We start from the raw sequence: 20310 nt of genomic DNA, 5'->3' as shown, positions 1-20310 counted from the left end.
CCGCGCGGCAGGGGAGGGCGCATGACCGACCGTGCGCTCGTCGTCGTGCGCTCCGGGGCGCTGACCACCGTGCAGGACCGCGGCCGGCCGGGATACGCCCACCTCGGGGTGCCCCGCTCCGGGGCCCTCGACCCGCCCGCGGCCGCGCTCGTGAACCGGCTGGTCGGCAACCCGCCGGACGCGGCCGTCCTGGAGACCACGCTCGACGGCTGTGCGGTGCGCCCCCGTTCGACGGTGACCGTGGCGGTGGGCGGTGCGCCCTGCCCCGTCCGGGTGGGCGGCCGGCCGGCCGCGTGGGGCGCCCCCGTCCTGGTGCGGGAGGGCGAGCTGCTGGAGGTGGGCGCGGCCACCGCCGGGGTGCGCGGCTACCTGGCCGTCTCCGGCGGCATCGCCGTGGAGCCGGTCCTCGGCAGCCGGGCCACGGACCTGCTGTCCGGCCTCGGCCCGGCGCCGCTCACCGACGGCACGGTGCTGCCGCTGGGTGCCCCGGCCGGGCCGCCCGCGCGCGTGGACGGCGTCCCGCAGCCCCGCCCGCCGGCCGGCCTCGTGCTCCGGGTGACCCCCGGACCGCGCGCGGACTGGTTCACGGCCGGCGCCGTCCGGACGCTCACCACGCGCGCCTACCGGGTCTCCCCGGCGAGCAACCGCATCGGCCTGCGCACCGAAGGGCCCCCGCTGGAGCGGGCCCGGCCCGGTGAACTCCCCAGCGAGGGCATGGTCCTCGGCGCGGTCCAGGTCCCGCCGGACGGACGTCCGGTGGTCTTCCTGGCGGACCATCCGACGACCGGCGGCTACCCGGTCATCGCGGTGGTCCGCACCGCCGACCTCCCGGCGGTGGCGCAGGCCCTGCCGGGCACCCCGGTCCGCTTCGTGCCGGTACGGCGCCGCTGAGCCCCGGCCCCGTCGACGGTGGGCTCGGGCAGGGCCGCGAGGGCCGCGGACACGGCCGCCGACGCGCTCAGGTCGAGCCGGGAGCTGGTGCCCCGGGCGTGGTGGTGGAGTTCGTCGGCGGCGAGGCGCAGCAGTTGCGGGAGCAGGTCCCCGCAGCGGCGGGCCACCCAGCCGGTGCCGGCGGTGGCGAGCCACCACAGGCTCGCCGTCCGGGTCGGCGCGGGGAACTCCGGCTCGGGCGAGGGCGGCTCCCCGGTCGCCCGGCCCGCCTCGGCGAGCAGGGCGTGGAAGCGGACCGCGAACTGCCGGTGACCGCGCTCCCCCGGGTGCAGCCGGTCGGCGCTCCACAGCGTGCGGTCGCTCACCCAGTCCCCGTCCGCCGCGTGCAGGTGGACGGCGCCGTACCGCTCGGACAACGCGTGCACGACGTCGTTGACCGCCCGCTGCCGCCGGGCCAGCGGGCGGGCCAGCGCGCCCGGGAGCCCGAGCATCGCACCGGGGTCGGGCAGGCAGGCGGTGAGCAGGGTGGCGCCCTGGCCGGCGAGAGCCGCGTAGGTCTGGTCGAGGTTGGCGGCGACGGTGTGGATGTCGAAGGTGTGCCGCAGCGTGTCGTTGACGCCGACGACCACGGAGACGAGGCCGGGCCGCAGGCCGAGGGCGGCGGGGGTCTGCGACTCGAGCACGTCCCGGGTCTGGGCCCCGCTGACCGCGAGGTTGGTGAACTCCACGGGCAGTGCGGCCGCCAGGAGCGCGGCCCAGCCGCGCCAGTCGTCCCCGGCGGGGTCGCCCACGCCCTCGGTCAGCGAGTCGCCGAGGGCCACGAAGCGGACGGGTCTCATGCCACGCCCTCCGCGACGGTGCGGCGGGGCTCCGGGTGGCGCACCACCTCCGTGTCGTGGGCCGCCAGGAACGCCTCGACGGCCGTTCCCCAGCCGAAGCACTCGGCACGCGCGCGTGCCGCGTCCCGCCGCACGGACTCGCCGCGCTCCAGGAGGGATTCGACGGCGTCCGCGAACGCCTCCCCGGTACCGGCCGCGGCCACGCCGGCGGACCCGATCACCTCGGGCAGCGCGGAGGACGCGCCGGCGACCACCGGTGTGCCGCAGGCCATGGCCTCCAGGGCGGCCAGCCCGAAGGTCTCGGCGGGTCCAGGTGCGAGGCAGACGTCGGCGGACGCCTGGAGCGCGCCGAGGAGGGACCGGTCGGAGACGTGCCCCAGGAAGGTCACCGGCAGCCCGCGCTCCCGCGCGCGCTGTTCCAGCCGGGCTCGCTGCGGTCCGTCCCCGGCCACCACCAGCGCCGCCCGTCGTCCGCGCCGCAGCAGCGCCTCCAGGGCGTCCAGGGCCGTGCCGGGCCGCTTCTCCACGGACAGCCGGGAGCACATCACGAGCAGCGCCTCGTCCCCGCGCACGTGCTGTCCCCGCAGCCCCGGGTCGCGCAGCCCGGGGTGGCGTTCCATCAGGTCGACGCCGAGGGGGGCGCGTACGACATTGCGCGCGCCGATGCGGACGAACTCGCGCTCGGCGAACTCCGTCGTGCACACGACCCGTGAGTAGACGTGTGCCGTACGGGTGTTGAGGGCGTCGGCGGTCCGGCGGGACAGCTGCTCGGACAGGCCCCAGGTGCGCAGGACGCCGTCGGCGGTCTCGTGGGAGACCATGACGGAGGGCACGCGCGCGCGGCGGGCCCAGCGGCCGGTCCAGCGCAGGGTCGTACGGTCGGAGACCTCCAGGCGGTCCGGGGCGAGGTCCTCCAGCAGGGCGGCGACGCGCCGCCTGTCGGTGAGGACGCGGTACCCGCCGGTGCCGGGCAGCAGGGGGCCGGGGAGGGTGATGACCCGGCCCTGCTCGGTGTCGCGGTCGGTGTGGCGTTCGCCGGGCACGATCAGCACGGGTGCGTGGCCGGCGGCCCGGTAGCCCCTGCCCAGTTCACGCAGGGCGGTGCGCAGGCCGCCGGAGGCGGGGGCGACGAAGTTGGCGAGCCGGACGATGCGCAGGGACTGGCCGGTCATGCCGCCACCGCCGTCATCCGCGTCGCGAGGACGTCGTCGTAGTGGGCGATCAGCCGGTCGCCGACGGCGGCCCAGGTGCGGCCCTCGACCATCGTGCGGGCGGCGGCGCCGTAGGCGGCCCGCCGCGCGGGGTCGGCGGCCAGTTCGCGGACGGCGTCGTGCACGGCGGCGGCGTCGCGGGGCGGGACGAGCAGGCCGGTGCGGCCGTGGGCCACCAGGTCGAGCGGGCCGCCGGCGGCGGGCGCGACGACCGGGACACCACTGGCCATGGCCTCCTGGACGGTCTGGCAGAACGTCTCGAAGGGGCCGGTGTGCACGAACAGGTCCAGCGAGGCAAAGATCCGGGCCAGTTCACCGCCGGTGCGGCGGCCGAGGAAGACCGCGCCGGGCAGGACCTCGGTCAGCTGGGCCTGACTGGGTCCGTCGCCGACGACCACCAGCCGCACGCCCGTCATGGCGCCGACCCCGGCGAGGAGTTCCACGTGCTTCTCGGGGGCGAGCCGGCCGACGTAGCCGACGATCAGCTCGCCGTTCGGGGCGAGTTCGCGGCGCAGGGACTCGTCGCGGTGCTCTGGCCGGAAACGTACGGTGTCGACGCCGCGGGGCCACAGCCGTACCCGGGGCACACCGTGTGCCTCCAGATCGTCGAGGGCGGCGCTGGACGGGGCCAGGGTGAGGTCGGCGGCGGAGTGCACGGAGCGGATCCGGCGCCAGGCCGCGGCCTCTCCGGCGCCCATGTAGGTGCGGGCGTAGCCGGCCAGGTCGGTCTGGTAGACGGCTACGGCGGGGATGCCGAGGCGGGCGGCGGCCGCCATGCCGCGGACGCCGAGGACGAAGGGACTCGCCAGGTGGACCACGTCGGCGCGGTGCTCCGTGAGGGCCGCGGCGAGACGCCTGCTCGGCAGGGCGACTCGGACCTGGGGGTAGCCGGGGAGGGGAAGGGAGGGGACTCGGACGACCGGGCACGGGGCATCCGTGTCCGGCGGGCTGCCGGGGGCGGTGGCCGGCGCGACGACGAGCGGAAGGTGACCGCGATCTACGAGGTGCCGGGCGGTCTGGAACGCGCAGTGGGCCACGCCGTTCACGTCGGGGGGAAAGGATTCGGTCACGATGACGACACGCATACGGGTGTTGTCGCCGTGCCGGACGTGGCCGCGTCGACTTCGATCTTTCCGCGCGGGAAACGTCCCATGAGCGTTGGACCGCACACCCGAGCGGGTCAGACGGCCGTCATGGCCGCCTGACCCCCGGGTCACCGGTTGTTCACACGGCGGGCGGTCGTGCGCCGCGGCCGTGTGCGTGCGCGGAGGTCAGCCGGCGGCGAGGTCCGGGCCGAAGCGGCTGCGCACCGCCGTCTGCACCTCGTCCTCCTCGGCCGGGTCCACGGCCAGGCGGCGCAGTCGCTCCACGACCCGGGCGTCGCCGGTCTCGGCGTGCCGGGCGGCCACTTCGCGGGTGGTCTCCTCGCAGTCCCACAGGCATTCGACGGCGAATCCGGTGGCGAAGGAGGGATCGGTGGCGGCCAGGGCGCGGGCGGCGCGGCCGCGGAGATGGGAGGAGGCCGTCTCTCGGTAGACGTGGCGCAGCACGGGGGCCGCGCAGGCGATGCCGAGGCGTCCGGCGCCGTCGACGAGGGTCCACAGGGTGGGTGCGTCGGGGCCCTCGCCGCGTACGGCCTCGCGCAGGGCCCCGAGGACGAGTTCACGGTCCTGGCTGCCGCCCCGGCAGGCCAGCACGCGTCCGGCGGCGGCGCCGAGGGCGTCGGGGCGCTGGGCCCAGCGGCGGGCGCGGTCGACGGCGGCGACGCTCTGCATCCGCTCGAAGGCGTCCACGGCGGCCTCGACGACGGGAGCCGTGCCGTCGACGACGGCGGCCTCGACGAGGTCCAGGGCGCCCGGATCGTTACTGTCGGCGAGGTAGCGCAGTGCGGTGCAGCGCGCGCCGTCGTCGCCGTCGCGGGCGGCCCGGAGGATCTCGGGCCGGTCCTCGGGGCCGGCCACGGCGACCAGGCAGCGGGCGGCCGGGACATGGAGGGCGGCGCCGCGCTCCATGCCCTGCTGGGCCCATTCGAAGACGGCGCGCACGCTCCAGCCGGGGCGCGGCCCGGTGGGCCGCATCTGCCGCTGCCAGCGGTCGAAACAGCCGGCCTCGTGGGCGGCACGCACGCGCGTGGCGATCGGTTCGCGCGGATCCTCGGCCCACAACCGCCAGGGCCGCGGTTCGAAGGCGTCCCGCACGGTGGCGGCCAGCTCGGCGTCGCCCTCGGGATCGGCGGGGAAGCGGGCCAGGACGGGGGCGGCCAGGGCGCGCAGGCCCGCGTCGTCGTCCCGCAGGGCGAGCTCGTCCAGGGCCCAGGCCCAGTTGGAGCCGTGGGCGGCGTACCTGCGCAGCAGCTCCAGGGCGTCCCGCCTGCCGTAGGAGGCGAGGTGCCCGAGGACTGCCAGTGCCAGGCCGGTGCGGGAGTCCTCGGTGTCGAGGACGTCCTCGGCGTCGAACAGGTGCGCCTCGACGGCGTCCAGCTCGCCGTTCAGGTCGAGGTAGAGCCGGGCGTAGTAAAGGGAGCGGTTCTCCACCTGCCAGTCGTGGCGGGGATCGCGCAGCACACAGTGGTTGAGGGCCGCGAGCGCTTCGGCGCGCGGGGCCGTGAGCGCGTGCAGCGTGCCGTCGCCGCGACCGCGCTGGAGCAGCCCGAGCAGCGTACCGCTGGGCGCTATGACCGGATCGAACATGGGAAACAGCCTCACATCAAGCGTCGACGCAACCGGGGAACACGCACTACCTGGCCGCGTGACACAACGTCGGAGCGCCCGCCGTCTCTTGCTTGCTGTAGACCATCTCTCTCTGCCTCTCGTCGGTGGCCCATGCGGACCGCATCACGGCCCGCGCGGTGCGGCAACACCTGCCCAGCCATCGCGTCCGTGAAGCACGACGTCATGATGACCCGCGGTGTGTGCTGCCGCGACCGTATTTACGGCGGCCTGTTACCGCCTCCCCCGTTTTCCGTGTCGTACCTGATCAGGACGTCCGGCTCAGTTGACGCCGAACAACTCCAGCAGCTCCGCCTTGCCGAACATGCGGGCCGTGTCGACGGCCGACGGCGTGCCCGCGGCGGGGTCCGCCCCGGCTTCGAGAAGGACCTTGATCACGTCCGTCTCGCCCTTGAAGACGGCGCCCGCGAGCGGGGTCTGGCCCCGGTCGTTGATCCGGTCCGCCTCCGCGCCCCGGACCAGCAGCGCCTTCACCGCGTCGGCGTGGCCGTGGTAGGCGGCGAGCATCACCAGGGAGTCGCCGCGGTCGTTGGTGAGATTGGCCGGCACGCCCGCGTCGACATACGCCACGAGCGCCTCGGTCTGCCCCTGTCGGGCCAGATCGAAGATCTTGGTGGCCAGCTCCACGACCTCGGGGTCGGGGGCTTCGCTCATCGGCCGGACCGCCTCTCCTCGGAACTTCGGTGAACGTCAGGCAGCGTACGGCAGCGCGCGGGACGCGGCCGTACGCCGCCGTACGAGTGAATCGCCAGCGTACTGGCTCTCGCGGCACATGACCCGATCTGCCCGAGGTAAAGATCACCGACAGGCTCCGTTGGCGGCATCAATCCTGGTCAACCGGGCCGGATCGGCTCCGCCGAGTGGGGGAAATCAGCCGCATTTCACCCAGTTGCACCTTTAATCGTATGGATACATGCTGTGATCCTGGAACAACTCATGGTGACTGTCCCCCACCTTCGACACCAGGAGGCCCGAAATGATCCTCTCCCTGTCAGGCGTGTTCCTGCTCGGCGTCATCGTCTTCCTCTTCTTCCGCAAGGACGGACTGAAGGGTTCGCACGCCACGGTCTCGGCCCTGTTCGGCTTCTACCTGTCGAGCACGGCCATCGCCCCGAGCATCAAGGCAGGCGGCGAGAGTCTGGCCAGCCTCCTCGGCGGCCTCAAGTTCTGACCCCGACCGTCACGCCCGCACGCACGATCAGGAGACAGCAGTGGCCCGGCGCCCTCTCCCCCGCATTCTGAGCAAAGACAGCGCGCAGATCGCCCGGACGCAGATCGCCCGGAGCCGGGAGCTGGCCCGGACGGCGGCCGACAGCGCCACCGACGTCCTCCACCCGCTGATCACCGTCTCGCGCGGACTGCGCCGGCTGGCCACGGCCGGTCGGCGCAGGTGGGCGGACACCCCGAAGGACCGACGCGGCCCCCTGCTGTTCCTGACGGCCTCCGTGTTCCTGGTCGTGGCCCTGGTGCCGTACGGGCCGCTGCTCGCCGTCATCACCGTGATGGCGGCGGCGGCCTGGCAGGGCCGCGACCGCACCCCGCGGGAGCCCGAGGGGCCCGACGAGTCGCAGACCGAACGGCTCCAGGCGCTGTACGAGGCCCTGGTGCCGTACTTCACCGGCCCCGAGGACCCCGCGCCGCTCTACCTGCACGGCGGGGACTGGCAGAAGGCCCTCACCGAGCACGAGTTCGAGGACGGCGGACGCATCGGCCACCTCGTGATCCGCTACCCCGCCTACTTCCCCGACGGCGAGCCCGCGGCCCGCGCGCGGGTCGAGCAGGTGCTCACCGCGAAGGCCGGGCGGGGCCGCGAGTACCGCTTCGCGTGGGACGAGGAGGGCAACCAGCTCACGGTCACCGTCCTCGCCCCGCTGCCCACCGACATCACCGCCCAGCGCTTCGTCACCGCGCCCGGCGAGACCGTCCTCGGCTTCACCGACCCGGGCGAGGTCCAGCGCACGCTCCCCCTCTCCTTCGCGGAGGAGGAGATCGACGTCCCCCCGGTCGTCTGGCGCACCGGCATCCGCTCCACCGAGCCGCACCTGCTGGCCATGGGCCACCCCGGCAGCGGCACCTCCACCCTGCTGCGCTCCATCGCCCTGCAGGCCCTGGAGTACGGCGACGTCCTGATCGTCGACGGCGGGGGCACGGGTGAGTACGCGTGCCTGACCGGCCGGGACGGCGTCCTGGCCGTGGAGTGCGCCCTCCCCGGGGCGCTGGCCAGCCTGGAGTGGGCCGCCCAGGAGACCGAGCGGCGGCTCATCGCCATCAACCTGGCCCGGCAGGCGGGCGACCCGCCGCCCGAGGACACCCGGCGACCGCTGTGGATCGTGCTGGACCGCCCGAGCGTCTTCGCGCACCTCGCCGCGACGGACGGCCGCAAGGACCCGCAGGCACTGCTCCAGCTGCCGCTGCGGCACGGCCGCGCGGCGAACGTGACCGTGGTCGTGGCCGAGCAGATCGACGGCGCGGACGCGCTGAGCGACGCGGTACGGCAGCACACGCGCGCGCGTGTCGTGCTCGGGCCCGCGGCGCCGGGACAGGTGGAGGCGGTCCTGGGGATGCCGCCGCACACGACGGCCCTCGCCCACGTACCGCCGGGGCGGGGGTACGCCCGGCTGGGGTCGGGTCCTGTGCACCGGCTCCAGGTGCCGCGCACGCCCGATCCGTACGACGAGGCGACGAGCGACGTGGACCGGCAGGCGGTGCTGGCGCTGCTGCCGCCGCGCACGACCACGGCGGACGAGCAGCCGACGTCGGCCCCGGCCCCGGCGGACTTCACGAAGCCCACCCCGGCTCCCGTGGAGGCACTGGCCGCGGAACCCTCGTAGGACACCTGCCGGGGTGCCGCGGCCGACACCGGCCGCGGCACCCCGGCGGCGCGTGGCCGCCGGGCCAGCGCGCCGGCAGGACACCCCTTGGGCGCGGCGGCACGAAGGCACGGCGTCCCGGCGATGCGCAGGCGCGGAGGCGGGACACCCCAGCAACCCCAGCGGCGCTGAAGGCGCGAGGCAGGAGGCGCGGCACCACGGCGGCGCGACGACGCCGAGGCGCGATACCGCACGGCAGCACGGCGGCACAGCATCCCGGCGGGGCGGGACAGGGAAACCCGGAGCCACGACACCCCCCGAGGCGCGGCAACGCGAAGGCGCGGCACCCCGCCGATGCAAGGGCACGGCGGCGGCACACCCCAGCAACCCCAGCGGCGCTGAAGGCGCGAGGCAGGAGGCGCGGCACCACAGCGGCGCGACGACGCCGAGGCGCGACACCGCACGGCAGCACGGCGGCACAGCATCCCGGCGGCGCGGGACGGGAAACCCGGCGCCACGACACCCCCCGAGGCGCGGCAGCGCGAAGGCACGGCGTCCCGACGATGCAAGGGCACGGCGGCGGCACACCCCGGTTCCGCAGCGGCGAAGGCGCTGCGGGACGGACACGAGACAGCAAGCGACACGACACCGCGGCGCTGCGGGTGACGCGGGCGGACACAGCGCGCGCAGGCCGCGAGCACGCCCCCGTGCCGGCTACGCCACGAACGTGCGCGGTGCCTCCGAGCTCCCCGTCGCCCCGGACTCCACGAGCCGGGCCGCGGCCGCGAGCCGGGCCGCAGCCTCGTCGGCCACCGCTCCCCCGACCGTGAACGGGAGCCGGACATAGCCCTCGAAGGCGCCGTCGACGCCGAAACGCGGGCCGGACGGGACACGGACGCCGACGCGCTCCCCCATCTCCGCCAGCCGGGAGCCGGAGAGGCCGCCGGCGCGCACCCAGAGGGTCAGGCCGCCCCGCGGGACCTCGAACTCCCAGCCGGGCAGTTCCCGGCGTACGGCGGTCACCAGCGCGTCCCGGTTCTCACGGGCCTGCTCGCGCCGCAGGTCCACGGCCTGCTCCCAGCCGCCGGTGCTGAACAGCCAGTTCACGGCGAGCTGCTCCAGAACGGGCGTGCCCAGGTCGGCGTACGCGCGCGCCGCGACCAGGCTGCGGATGACGTCCGGAGCGGCGCGCACCCAGCCGATCCGCATGCCCGCCCAGAACGCCTTGCTGGCCGAGCCGACGGTGATCACCGTGGAACCGGCCGGGTCGAAGCCGCACACGGGGCGGGGCATGCCGCCGTCCCGGTACTCCTCGTCGAGCCAGAGTTCGGACATCGTCTCGTCGGCGACGAGCACCGTGCCGGCCGAGCGGGCCGCGTCCACGAGCCGGCGCCGCTGGTCCTCGTCGGCGAGCGCGCCGGTGGGGTTGTGGAAGTCGGCGACGACGTAGGCGAGGCGCGGCGCTGCCTCGCGCAGCACCTGGCGCCAGCGGTCCAGGTCCCAGCCGGTCAGCCCCTCGGCCATGGCGACGGGTACGAGCCGGGCGCCCGCCTCCCGCATCAGCTGGAGGATGTTGGCGTAGGACGGGGACTCCACGGCGATCCGCTCGCCGCGGCCGGCGAAGAGGTGGCAGATCGCGTCGATGGCGCCCATCGCACCGGTCGTCACCATGATCTGTTCCGGCATCGTGGGGATCCCGCGCGACGTGTAGCGCTCGGCGATCATCGCGCGCAGGGCGGGCAGCCCGGCCGGATAGTCGCCGTGCGTGTGCGCGTACGGCGGCAGCTCCTCCAGGGCGCCCTGGACCGCGCGGGTGAGCCACGGTTCGGGCGCCGGGAGCGAGGCGCAGCCCAGGTCGATCACCGAGCCCAGGGCCTCGGGGGGCAGCGGTTCCAGGCCCCGCGCGGGCAGCGGGTTGCCCGCAGGCACCGCGGTCCAGCTCCCGGCTCCGCGCCGGGACTCCAGGAAGCCCTCGGCGCGCAGCGCCTCGTAGGCGGCCGCCACGGTGGTCCGGCTCACGGAGAGGGCGAGGGCGAGTTCCCGCTCGGCGGGGAGGCGGGCGGCCACCGGAACGCGGCCTTCGAGCACCAGCAGCCGGATGCCGTCGGCCAGGGCACGGTAGGCGGGCGGGCGCCGGGTGCCGGGGCCGGCGGGCCGCTCCTGCTGGGAGTTGAGGAGCCGTGCCAGCTGGGCGGCCCCCATCGCAGAGGTCCACTGCGCCATGACGATCAGTCCACCTTCCCCGAATTGGCCATGGATGCCGAGTCATCCCACGCCACAGAGTGTCATGCGTCAGGCCACCGCCACCACCCAGGGGGGTATGTCGTGTCCGTCATGTCGAGACACGGCCGTCTCGGACGCCGTTCGATCCAGCTCTACGCCGGACTCGCGCTGTACGGCGCGAGTTCCGCGCTGCTCGTGCGGGCGGGGCTCGGCCTGGAGCCCTGGAACGTGCTGCACCAGGGGCTCGCGGAGCTCACCGGGCTGACCATCGGCGTGGTGTCGATCGTGGTGGGGGCGGCGGTGCTGCTCCTGTGGATCCCGCTGCGCCAGCGCCCCGGACTCGGAACGGTCTCGAACGTCTTCGTCGTCGGCCTCGCCATGGACGGCACGCTCGCGCTCCTCCCGGACGCACGCACGCTCGCCGTACGCGTGCCGCTCCTGCTCGCGGGCATCGTGCTGAACGGCGTGGCGACCGGTCTGTACATCGCGGCGGACTTCGGGCCGGGCCCGCGCGACGGGCTGATGACGGGACTGCACCGGCGTACCGGCCGCTCGATCCGGCTGATGCGGACGGGGGTCGAGATCGCGGTCGTGGTCACCGGGTTCCTGCTGGGCGGCACCATCGGCATCGGCACGGTGCTGTACGCCGTCTCCATCGGTCCGCTGGCCCAGTTCTTCCTGCGGATGTTCGCCGTCCCCCCGGCACCGGACCGCGGCACGGTCGTTGCCGCCGCGACACCGGAGGGAGCGATACTGCGGGGGTGACCCTCACGACACCGCCCATACGCCACCCCTACCTGGACCATCCGGGGCCCATCGCCTTCGCCCACCGCGGCGGGGCCGCCGACGGGCTGGAGAACACCGTGGCGCAGTTCCGGCGCGCGTTCGAGACGGGCTACCGGTACATGGAGACCGACGTCCACGCCACGGCCGACGGCCGTCTCGTCGCCTTCCACGACACGACCCTGGACCGGGTCACCGACGGCGCGGGCCGGATCGCGGACCTGCGGTGGGACGACGTACGGCAGGCGCGCGTGGGCGGCCGGGAGCCGGTGCCGCTGTTCGAGGAACTGCTGGAGACCTTCCCCGAGGTCCGCTGGAACGTCGACATCAAGGCGGAGCCGGCCCTGCGGCCCCTGCTGGACCTGATCGAGCGCACCGACGCCTGGGACCGGGTCTGCGTGGGCTCCTTCTCCGAGGCACGCGTGCTGCGGGCCCAGCGGCTGGCCGGACCGCGCCTGGCCACCTCGTTCGGCACCCGGGGGGTGCTCAGCCTGCGGCTGCGGTCCTGGGGGCTGCCCGCCGCGGTGCGCCGGTCCGCCGTCGCGGCACAGGTGCCCGAGGCCCAGTCGGGAGTCCCGGTGGTCGACCAGCGCTTCGTCCGCGCCGCCCACGCGCGCGGGCTGCAGGTGCACGTGTGGACGGTCAACGAACCCGCGCGGATGCACCGGCTCCTGGAGCTGGGCGTTGATGGCATCATGACCGATCACATCGACACGTTGCGCAAGGTCATGGAGGACCGCGGCGTCTGGGTCTGAGCGACCGGACCGGCCGGGGCCGCGCCTTCGCACGGCACTTCGGCGGGGAAGCGAGGGCACGGGTGGGCACCGAGACCGTGCGCACACACACGGCGGACGAGACCGCCGGCCGGAAGCGCGAACAGCGCGGCTGGTACTTCTACGACTGGGCGTGCTCGGTCTACTCCACGAGCGTCCTCACCGTGTTCCTCGGCCCGTACCTCACCGCGGTCGCCGAGCATGCCGCGGACGCCGACGGCTATGTGCATCCGCTGGGCGTCCCGGTTCGAGCCGGCTCCTTCTTCGCCTACTCGGTGTCCCTGTCGGTGATCGCGGCCGTCGTGGTGATGCCGCTCGTGGGCGGTGCCGCCGACCGCACGGGCCGTAAGAAGCCGCTGCTCGCGGCGGCGGCCTACACCGGTGCGGCGGCGACCACCGGCATGTTCTTCCTCGACGGCGACCGGTACCTGCTGGGCGGGGTGCTGCTCGTCGTGGCCAACGCGGCGCAGTCCGTCGCGATGATGCTCTACAACTCCTACCTGCCGCAGATCGCCCCGCCCGACGAACGCGACGCCGTCTCCTCGCGCGGCTGGGCCTTCGGGTACGCGGCGGGGTCCCTGGTCCTCGTCGCCAACCTGGTGCTGTACACGGCGCACGACTCCTTCGGCCTGTCCGAGACGGCCGCGGTCCGCGTCTGCCTGGCCTCGGCAGGCCTGTGGTGGGGCGCCTTCACCCTCGTACCGCTGCGCCGGCTCCGGGACCGGCACGCGCGCGCGGAGCGGGCGACGGCCCCCGGGCTGCGGCAGCTCTTGGGCACCGTCCGCGACATGCGCGGCCATCCGCTGACGCTGTCGTTCCTGCTGGCCTATCTGGTCTACAACGACGGCATCCAGACGGTGATCACCCAGGCCTCGGTCTACGGCTCCGAGGAGCTGGGCCTCGGGCAGTCGACGCTGATCGGGGCCGTGCTCCTGGTCCAGGTCCTCGCCGTGGCCGGGGCGCTGGCGATGGGACGGCTGGCCCGGACGTACGGTGCCCGGCGGACGATCCTCGGCTCGCTGGTGGCCTGGACGGCGACCCTGGCCGCCGGCTACTTCCTGCCCGCGAAGGCCCCGGTGTGGTTCTTCGTGCTGGCCTCCGGGATCGGACTGGTCCTCGGCGGCAGCCAGGCGCTGTCCCGGTCGCTCTTCTCCCACCTGGTGCCGCCGGGCAAGGAGGCCGAGTACTTCGCGGCGTACGAACTGAGCGACCGCGGGATGAGCTGGCTCGGGCCGCTGCTGTTCGGCCTGACCTACCAGCTGACCGGAAGCTACCGTTCGGCGATCGTGTCGCTCGTGGCCTTCTTCGTCATCGGGTTCGTCCTGCTCGCCCGGGTCCCGGTGCGGCGTGCGATCGGCGCGGCGGGGAACCCGGTTCCGGAGAAGATCTAGCTTCGATTTAGCGTTCAAACCCAAAGGGCGGTAGTGTACGCGTTTGGCCTGCCAGGCGTACCGTTACTGCGCGTCAAAGATGCCGAAACGCTGGGTGACATCTGCTAGCAGATGTGACAAACCGGGCGCCTGTGGGTAGAACAAGGGGCGGCTACGACGGCGACGCGTGACCCGGAACGGGACACGGAACGGGAATCTTTACCGCCGACCGGACGTTGACCGGATGACGACGACAGCGACACCTGTCCTGTGGGCGACAAGCCCGGGAGGCACGATTCATGAGTGAGCGAGCTCTTCGCGGTACGCGCCTCGTAGTGACCAGCTACGAGACGGACCGCGGTATCGACCTGGCTCCGCGCCAGGCCGTGGAGTACGCATGCGAGAAGGGGCACCGCTTCGAGATGCCCTTCTCGGTCGAGGCGGAGATCCCGCCGGAGTGGGAGTGCAAGGTCTGCGGGGCCCCAGCACTCCTCGTTGACGGCGACGGCCCTGAAGAGAAGAAGGCCAAGCCCGCGCGTACCCATTGGGACATGCTGATGGAGCGGCGCACCCGTGAGGAGCTCGAAGAGGTCCTCGAGGAGCGCCTGGCGGTTCTGCGCTCGGGGGCGATGAACATCGCGGTTCACCCTCGGGACAGCCGCAAGTCCGCGTAACACGCAGACGACAGAACCGTGGGCGCCGTACATCACGTACGGCGCCCGCGGTTTTTCGTCATGATCTCTCGCGAGGGGCGGTCCGGCGCGCCGCCCGCCCGGCTCAGCGCGTCAGCGGCGGCCGCTGCTCCCCCGCCTCCGGACGGTCCTCGCGGATGACCTCGCCCTGCACCACCTTGCCGTCGGGGCGGTGCATGCGGGCCTGCTGGAAGGCGTCGCCCAGGCTGCCGGGTGTGGCCTTGCGGAGCCTCTTCTCCACGGCACTCTCGGCGTAGCGGCTCACGGCCTTCTGCACCGGCGGGACCAGCAGCAGCAGCCCGGCAGCGTCGGAGATCAGGCCCGGGATGATCAGCAGCAGGCCGCCGAGCATCATGAGGCCGTTGCCACCGCCGCGCTCGGGTGATCCGCCTCGCTGAAGGGCCTCGTTGAGGCTCTGGAAGGCGCGGCGTCCCGCCCGCTTGATCACCACGGAGCCGGCCACGACGCCGGCCACGAGGAGCAGGAACACGGTGGGCCCCCCGGCCGCGCCCGCGACCAGGGTCAGCAGCCAGATCTCCAGCACCAGCCAGGCGGCCACACCGAGCGGCAGGTACCTGCGCAGCCCGGAGCGCCGGGGGCGGGCGGTGTACGGAGAGGTGGGAGCGCCAGTCGTCATGCTCCCAGTGTGCCTGGCGGCGGCTCAGCGCGGGATAAGGGGCTGACCGGGGAAAACGAAGCGGTGCGGACTAGGCCTGCTTGCCCTTGCCGGTGATCTTGTCGACGCGGTCGCCCACGCCCCAGGCGGTGACCCGCCACAGCGCCTCGACGACGATGTTCTTGCTCATCTTGGAGTCGCCCAGCTCGCGCTCGACGAAGGTGATCGGCACCTCGACGACGTGGTAGCCGGCCTTGACCGCGCGCCGCGCCAGGTCGACCTGGAAGCAGTAGCCCTGTGAGGCGACCTCGCCGAGGCCCAGGCCCTCCAGGGTCTCTCGGCGGAAGGCGCGGTAGCCGCCGGTGATGTCGCGCAGCGGCAGGTCCAGGGCGAGGCGGGAGTAGAGGCTGCCGCCGCGGGAGATGAACTCGCGCGACTTGGGCCAGTTCACCACCCGGCCGCCGGGCACCCAGCGCGAGCCGAGGACGAGGTCGGCACCCTTGAGGGCGGTGAGCAGGCGGGGCAGTTCCTCGGGCTGGTGGGAGCCGTCGGCGTCCATCTCCACCAGCACGCCGTAGCCGTGCTCCATGCCCCAGCGGAAGCCCGCGAGGTAGGCGGCGCCCAGGCCTTCCTTGCCCTTGCGGTGCAGCACCTGCACGTGGGCGTCGTCGGCGGCGAGTTCGTCGGCGAGCTTGCCCGTGCCGTCGGGGCTGTTGTCGTCCGCGATGAGTACGTGCGCCTCGGGGACGGCCTTGCGCACCCGGCCGACGATGGTCTTGATGTTCTCCGCCTCGTTGTAGGTCGGAATGATCACCAAGGCCAGGCCGAGCGGACCGAACTGTCGCCCCTGGGCCTTGGCCGCGAGGGTCCCGTCGCCGTCGTTCACTGCTGCCCCTTCAATGTCGTACGCAGGGATCCACCATAGTGGCCGCGGCCTGGCATGACGCGCCGACGCGGTCCCCCGGCGGTGTCGATTGCACAAAAGCGGGGTAAGAAGGCCGGTTACGGCACGCGCGTACCGCGACGGTGGGGGCCCGGCGCCCTTCGGGCCGACCTGGGACCCGCTGGCTGCGGATCGACCGAAAGCCGTTGTCTACTGAGCGCCCGGGCCCCACCCGGGTCACACCTGGCCGACCGGCTGGAACGTTCCCCCGTCGGCGCGGGCGCTGAGCCTGGCTCCCAGTGGCGGTGCCCGGTGCGGCACACCGTCCCTGACCCAGCGGCGCTGCGACGAGTTGCGTGAACACTCCCCGGTCGGGCGTCCGGTGGTGGACTCGGCCGAACCTACCGGCCCCCGGCCGCCGACTGTCAACACTCCCCTGACCTGCGCGGACAGCGGCTTCCCCGCAGTGCGGGCGGAGGATGCGCAGGTCGGGCGACGCGGCGGCCGGGATCGGCCGCCGCCGCGCCACCCCGGTAGATCACTCGCCCGGCCGTACGAACACCGTCCGCCCGCCCACCACGGTCCGCAGGCAGACCGGCAGCTCACGGCCCGGGGTGAGGTCGGGCAGGCCGGGGGTGCCGGAGCGGGGGTCCGTCGACCAGCGGGCGACCCGGTCGTCGGGTGCCTGCACGACCAGTTCGCCGGTGCGCCAGACGGCGTAGTCGGCGGGCGCACCGGGTACCAGGACCCCCGCGTCGTCCCGTCCCACGGCCCGCCAGCCGCCGCGCGTGTGCGCGGTGAAGGCGGCGCGGACGGAGATGCGGTGCTCGGGCGTGTGGTGGAAGGCCGCGGCACGGACCGTGCCCCACGGGTCGAGCGGGGTGACAGGGCTGTCGGAGCCGAAGGCGAGGGGCACACCGGCCCGCAGCAGGGCCGCGTAGGGGTTGAGGGTGCGGGCCCGCTCGGCGCCGAGGCGCCGGGCGTACATGCCGTCCTCGCCGCCCCACAGGGCGTCGAAGGCGGGCTGGACGGAGGCGATCAGACCCAGCTCGGCGAAGGCGGCGACGGTCCCTGGCGTGAGCATCTCGGCGTGCTCGACGCGGTGGCGGGCGGCCCGGACGCGGGCGAGGCCGACCTTGTCGGCGGCGGCGCGCAGGCCCTCGACGACTGCGGTGACGGCGGCGTCGCCGATGGCGTGGAAGCCGGCCTGGAGACCCGCCTCGGTGCAGGCGACGACATGGGCGGCGACGGCGTCGGCGTCCAGGTAGGCGGTGCCGCTGTGGCCGGCGTCGGCGTACGGCTCGTGCAGGCAGGCGGTGTGCGAGCCGAGGGCGCCGTCGGCGAAGAGGTCCCCGGCCGCACCCGTGGCTCCGAGCTCGCGCGCCCGGGTCACGCCCTCGTCGCCCTGCTCGGCCCAGTAGCCGACGACGCGGGGCCCGGGGATCTCGCCGGCGAGCCGCAGCAGGGCGGTGAAGTCGTCCGCGGAGGAGATCTGCGGGCCGCCGCACTCGTGCACCGAGCCGATGCCGAGGGAGGCCGCGTGGGCCAGGGCGGTGCGCTGGGCCTCGGCGCGCTGGGCGGGGGTGATGGCGGCGAGGGCGGCCTCGCGCACGGTGTGGTGGGCGTCCGCGGTGAGCGGGGCGTCCTCGCGCGGGACGTCGCCGGACACCAAGGCCAGCAGGGCGGTGGTGACGACCGCCGAGTGCACGTCGATGCGGGAGAGGTACAGCGGGCGGCCACCGGTGGCCTCGTCGAGCTCCGCACGCGTCGGCGGCCGGCCGCCGGGCCAGCGGGCGGCGTCCCAGCCGTGGCCCAGCAGCACCCGGTCGCCGGGGCGGGCGGCGGCGAACTCCCGGACCAGGGCGAGGGCCGCGTCCAGGGACGGGGCCGTGGACAGGTCGAGGCCGGTCAGCGCCAGGCCCGTGGCGGTGGTGTGCACATGGGCGTCGGTGAAGGCCGGCGTCACCAGGGCGCCGTCGAGGTCGACCACCTCGTCCACCCCGTCGGCGAAGGCGTCGGCGGCGCCCTCGGAACCGACCCAGGAGACCTGGCCGCGCTCCACCACCATCGCGGTCGCGAAGGGGTCGGCGGGGCTGTGCACCTCCCCGCGGCGCAGCAGGACGGTCTTGGGCTCGGCGGACTGCTCACTCATGTCCGACAGTCTCTCGCGTGCGCGGGGCGCCGCGGGCACCGGGGCGGCGCGCCGGGAGGGGCGGGACGCCGGGTTACGCGGCGTCCCGGGTTCAGATCTTCGGCGGCCTGGCCTCGTACGGCGTCGACAGGACCACCGTCGTTCGGGTGGAGACCCCGGCCAGGGAGCGCAGCCGGGCCAGCATCTCCTCCAGCTCGTGCGGGGTGGCCACGCGCACCTTGAGGATGTAGTTCTCGTCGCCGGCGACGCTGTGGCAGGCCTCGATCTCGGGGACGCCGGCCAGGCGTTCCGCGATGTCGTCGGGGGCGCTGGGGTCGAAGGGTTTCACCGAGATGAACGCGGTGAGCGGCAGCCCCACGGCCTCCGGGTCGACCACCGCGGCATAGCCGCGGATGACTCCACGCTGTTCGAGCCGGCGCACGCGCTGGTGCACGGCCGACGTGGACAGGCCCGTGGCCTTGCCCAGGTCTGTGTAGCTCATCCGCCCGTCCTTGACGAGCAGCTGCACGATCTGACGGTCCAGCTCCTCCATGGCGCCAAAACCTACCGTGCGCTTGATCTCCTCGGATAGCCGAGAGCGCAGGTCATGGCCGGTTCGATACAAAAAGCACCGCGCCGGTCCCCCCTCCGGGCACCCGCGCACGGCATGTGACGAACACCACATGGCTGGAACCGGCTCTGTGATGTTCTCGTGATTACCGCCGAGGGCTGACGGGAAGTGCTTGGTGTGGTCGAGGCCGCAGTGCCTTCACGGCCCAGCCTTAGGGGGAGAATCCCATGCAGAGTGTCAACCGCCCTGGTCGCTCCACGCCCAAGCGGCAGCAGCCGGTCGTCGAGCCCGAGCCGGAGGGCGTCGAACCCGACGCCCTCGACGAGGAACTCGACACGTACGACACCTTCGAGATGTACCGGGTGATCTGCCCGGACTGCGCGCAGCCGATCGCGCTGCTGGCGGACGAGGAGGCCCTGCCGGAGCACGCGCTGTGCGCCTCGCCGTGGAACCCGTTCGGGCTCACGGTCTGCGCGGGCACGGGCCGTGCGGCGGCCGAGGCACGCCCCGCGGACGAGGACTTCACGCCGCAGGAGCAGGACACCGCCCTGCTGCTGACGCTCCCCCAGGGCCTGGACTGGCGGACGCAGCCCTTCTCGCACGTCGGCGGTCCCGGCTCGCGCCCGATGCGGGTGGCGGAGATGCGCCGCCAGGCTGCCTGAGGCTCCTGCCGGAGGCCCGGCTCAGTACCGGTAACTGCCCTGCACCATGGCGCGCAGACTGTCGTGGTGCAGGATCAGTGCGTCCGGGTCCGCCGGGACGTCGACCTCCCCGAAGTACGCCTGCCGGTAGGCGATGCGCAGCATGACGATCGCGTGCCGCAGTGCGGCGTAGAGGGTGTAGAAGTCCATGTCCCGGGGGGTGTGGCCGGTCAGCCGGGCGTAGCGGGCCTCGACGCGGTCGCGGCGCAGGAGGCCGGGCAGCCCCCGTTGCCCGGAGCCGGTCGTCAGATCGTGGAAGAAGCGGTGCAGGTAGATCGTCCAGCCGAGGTCCACCTCGCGCGGGGCGAGCGCCGCCATCTCCCAGTCCAGTACGGCGACGGGGTCGAAACCGTCGTAGACGATGTTGCCGATGCGCGCGTCGCCCCAGTTCAGCACGGGGTCACCGGGGTCGCGGGGCCACAGCTGCTCCAGCCGGTCGAAGGCGGCCTCGATGAGGGGTGAGCGGGCCAGGCCGTCGATCACCCACGCGTAGTAGGCGCGTTGGGCGGTCACGTGCCGGCGCAGTGCGTCGCCCTCGCCGGGCAGGGTGAGGAACCGGGCCTCGCCGACGGGCACTTGGTCGTGCAGGCGGGCCAGCAGCCCGATGGTCGCGGCCTCCAGCCGCTCGCGCTCGGCGTCGGTCGCCGTGTACAGCCAACTGCCCTCGTACGTGTACGGCATGACGTCCGGCGGCACGCGTCCCTCGGCCCGCGCCATGACGAAGAACGGTGCTCCGAGCGGGCCCGGATCGTCCTCGAGCCAGAGCGTCCTGGGCACGGGCACGTCCGTGTGCTCGGCCACCAGGCGCAGGGTGCGGTACTGGCGGGCCATGTCGTACTCCGGGAACACCGTGTAGGCCGCCGGGTCCGCGGCGAGGCGCAACGCGCAGGCCCGCAGCGGGGTTCGCGGGTGGTCGATGTCGAACAGCAGGGTCTCGCTGGACATGCCGTTGGAGGCCGGAACGGTCACGCCGGTGGCCTCGGCGCCGGGCAGTCGGGTGCCGAGCCAGGCGGTCAGGCGCCGGGCCAGGTCGCCGGGGTCGCGGGTGGTGGTGCGGGGACGTGGTGCGGTGGCCATCTCGTCCTCC

The 20310-nt window shown here is 74.1% G+C and carries 19 protein-coding genes; 8 read left to right on the top strand and 11 right to left on the bottom strand.

From position 1 onward, the window contains the following. The first annotated feature begins 21 nt into the window (after window positions 1-21). A complete protein-coding gene (locus BLW57_RS32220) occupies window positions 22-891 on the top strand; it encodes a 5-oxoprolinase subunit C family protein (RefSeq protein ID WP_093479255.1) in 870 nt (289 codons plus the stop codon). Here BLW57_RS32220 and BLW57_RS32215 read toward each other — a convergent pair. From BLW57_RS32215 to BLW57_RS32195, 5 genes are all read right to left on the bottom strand, one after another. After that, window positions 792-1730: an SGNH/GDSL hydrolase family protein gene (locus tag BLW57_RS32215; RefSeq protein WP_093479254.1), complete on the bottom strand. Its 939-nt coding sequence runs from the start codon at window positions 1728-1730 to the stop codon at window positions 792-794. The genes BLW57_RS32220 and BLW57_RS32215 overlap by 100 nt on opposite strands. Next, the gene (locus BLW57_RS32210) at window positions 1727-2902 is read right to left on the bottom strand and encodes a glycosyltransferase (protein WP_093479253.1); all 1176 of its coding nucleotides are present in this window, start codon (window positions 2900-2902) and stop codon (window positions 1727-1729) included. The genes BLW57_RS32215 and BLW57_RS32210 overlap by 4 nt, the downstream gene beginning before the upstream one ends. Then, window positions 2899-4026 (bottom strand): glycosyltransferase family 4 protein, encoded by a 1128-nt coding sequence (locus BLW57_RS32205; protein ID WP_093479252.1) that lies wholly within the window; start codon window positions 4024-4026, stop codon window positions 2899-2901. Before BLW57_RS32205 ends, BLW57_RS32210 begins: the two co-directional genes overlap by 4 nt. A gap of 186 nt (window positions 4027-4212) precedes the next feature. Further along, on the bottom strand, window positions 4213-5631 hold the full coding sequence (locus BLW57_RS32200) for a HEAT repeat domain-containing protein (RefSeq protein WP_093479251.1): 1419 nt from the start codon (window positions 5629-5631) through the stop codon (window positions 4213-4215). 300 nt (window positions 5632-5931) lie between these two features. Then, a complete protein-coding gene (locus BLW57_RS32195; RefSeq protein WP_093479250.1) occupies window positions 5932-6324 on the bottom strand; it encodes an ankyrin repeat domain-containing protein in 393 nt (130 codons plus the stop codon). 322 nt (window positions 6325-6646) lie between these two features. Between BLW57_RS32195 and BLW57_RS32190 the strand changes: the two genes are divergently transcribed. Next, the gene (locus tag BLW57_RS32190) at window positions 6647-6841 is read left to right on the top strand and encodes a hypothetical protein (RefSeq protein ID WP_073899278.1); all 195 of its coding nucleotides are present in this window, start codon (window positions 6647-6649) and stop codon (window positions 6839-6841) included. A 40-nt stretch (window positions 6842-6881) separates the two neighbouring features. Beyond that, window positions 6882-8501: a P-loop NTPase family protein gene (locus BLW57_RS32185; protein WP_093479249.1), complete on the top strand. Its 1620-nt coding sequence runs from the start codon at window positions 6882-6884 to the stop codon at window positions 8499-8501. A 693-nt stretch (window positions 8502-9194) separates the two neighbouring features. Here the strand turns inward: BLW57_RS32185 and BLW57_RS32180 are convergent. Continuing rightward, the gene (locus BLW57_RS32180; protein ID WP_093479248.1) at window positions 9195-10703 is read right to left on the bottom strand and encodes an SCO1417 family PLP biosynthesis transcription factor; all 1509 of its coding nucleotides are present in this window, start codon (window positions 10701-10703) and stop codon (window positions 9195-9197) included. 111 nt (window positions 10704-10814) lie between these two features. Between BLW57_RS32180 and BLW57_RS32175 the strand changes: the two genes are divergently transcribed. The 4 genes from BLW57_RS32175 (at window position 10815) to BLW57_RS32160 (ending at window position 14303) form a co-directional block, all read left to right on the top strand. Beyond that, a complete protein-coding gene (locus BLW57_RS32175; protein ID WP_093480992.1) occupies window positions 10815-11468 on the top strand; it encodes a membrane protein YczE in 654 nt (217 codons plus the stop codon). Beyond that, window positions 11465-12241 (top strand): glycerophosphodiester phosphodiesterase family protein, encoded by a 777-nt coding sequence (locus BLW57_RS32170; RefSeq protein ID WP_093479247.1) that lies wholly within the window; start codon window positions 11465-11467, stop codon window positions 12239-12241. Before BLW57_RS32175 ends, BLW57_RS32170 begins: the two co-directional genes overlap by 4 nt. Window positions 12242-12303: 62 nt before the next feature. Beyond that, the gene (locus BLW57_RS32165) at window positions 12304-13650 is read left to right on the top strand and encodes an MFS transporter (RefSeq protein ID WP_093479246.1); all 1347 of its coding nucleotides are present in this window, start codon (window positions 12304-12306) and stop codon (window positions 13648-13650) included. A gap of 278 nt (window positions 13651-13928) precedes the next feature. Beyond that, window positions 13929-14303, top strand: coding sequence for an RNA polymerase-binding protein RbpA (locus BLW57_RS32160; protein WP_009187548.1), 375 nt, complete (start codon window positions 13929-13931; stop codon window positions 14301-14303). 103 nt (window positions 14304-14406) lie between these two features. On the opposite strand, the gene fxsA is transcribed toward BLW57_RS32160, so the two are convergent. The 4 genes from fxsA to BLW57_RS32140 form a co-directional block, all read right to left on the bottom strand. Next, on the bottom strand, window positions 14407-14958 hold the full coding sequence (gene fxsA / locus BLW57_RS32155) for an FxsA family membrane protein (protein ID WP_093479245.1): 552 nt from the start codon (window positions 14956-14958) through the stop codon (window positions 14407-14409). A gap of 70 nt (window positions 14959-15028) precedes the next feature. Beyond that, window positions 15029-15823 (bottom strand): polyprenol monophosphomannose synthase, encoded by a 795-nt coding sequence (locus tag BLW57_RS32150; protein WP_073899290.1) that lies wholly within the window; start codon window positions 15821-15823, stop codon window positions 15029-15031. A 535-nt stretch (window positions 15824-16358) separates the two neighbouring features. Next, complete coding sequence (locus BLW57_RS32145) at window positions 16359-17972, bottom strand: amidohydrolase (RefSeq protein ID WP_093479244.1); 1614 nt, start codon at window positions 17970-17972, stop codon at window positions 16359-16361. A gap of 91 nt (window positions 17973-18063) precedes the next feature. After that, window positions 18064-18504, bottom strand: a complete 441-nt coding sequence (locus BLW57_RS32140) for an Lrp/AsnC family transcriptional regulator (protein WP_093479243.1) — start codon at window positions 18502-18504, stop codon at window positions 18064-18066. 245 nt (window positions 18505-18749) lie between these two features. Here BLW57_RS32140 and BLW57_RS32135 point away from each other — a divergent pair, with 245 nt between their 5' ends. Then, on the top strand, window positions 18750-19184 hold the full coding sequence (locus BLW57_RS32135) for a hypothetical protein (RefSeq protein WP_093479242.1): 435 nt from the start codon (window positions 18750-18752) through the stop codon (window positions 19182-19184). A gap of 21 nt (window positions 19185-19205) precedes the next feature. On the opposite strand, the gene BLW57_RS32130 is transcribed toward BLW57_RS32135, so the two are convergent. Next, window positions 19206-20300: a phosphotransferase family protein gene (locus tag BLW57_RS32130; protein WP_093479241.1), complete on the bottom strand. Its 1095-nt coding sequence runs from the start codon at window positions 20298-20300 to the stop codon at window positions 19206-19208. Window positions 20301-20310 lie beyond the last annotated feature (10 nt).

The organism is Streptomyces sp. 1222.5, from assembly GCF_900105245.1.
GTDB lineage: Bacteria > Actinomycetota > Actinomycetes > Streptomycetales > Streptomycetaceae > Streptomyces > Streptomyces albidocamelliae.
The sequence above is the reverse complement of the archived record's forward strand: the minus strand, read 5'-3'. Positions and strand labels throughout refer to the sequence as shown.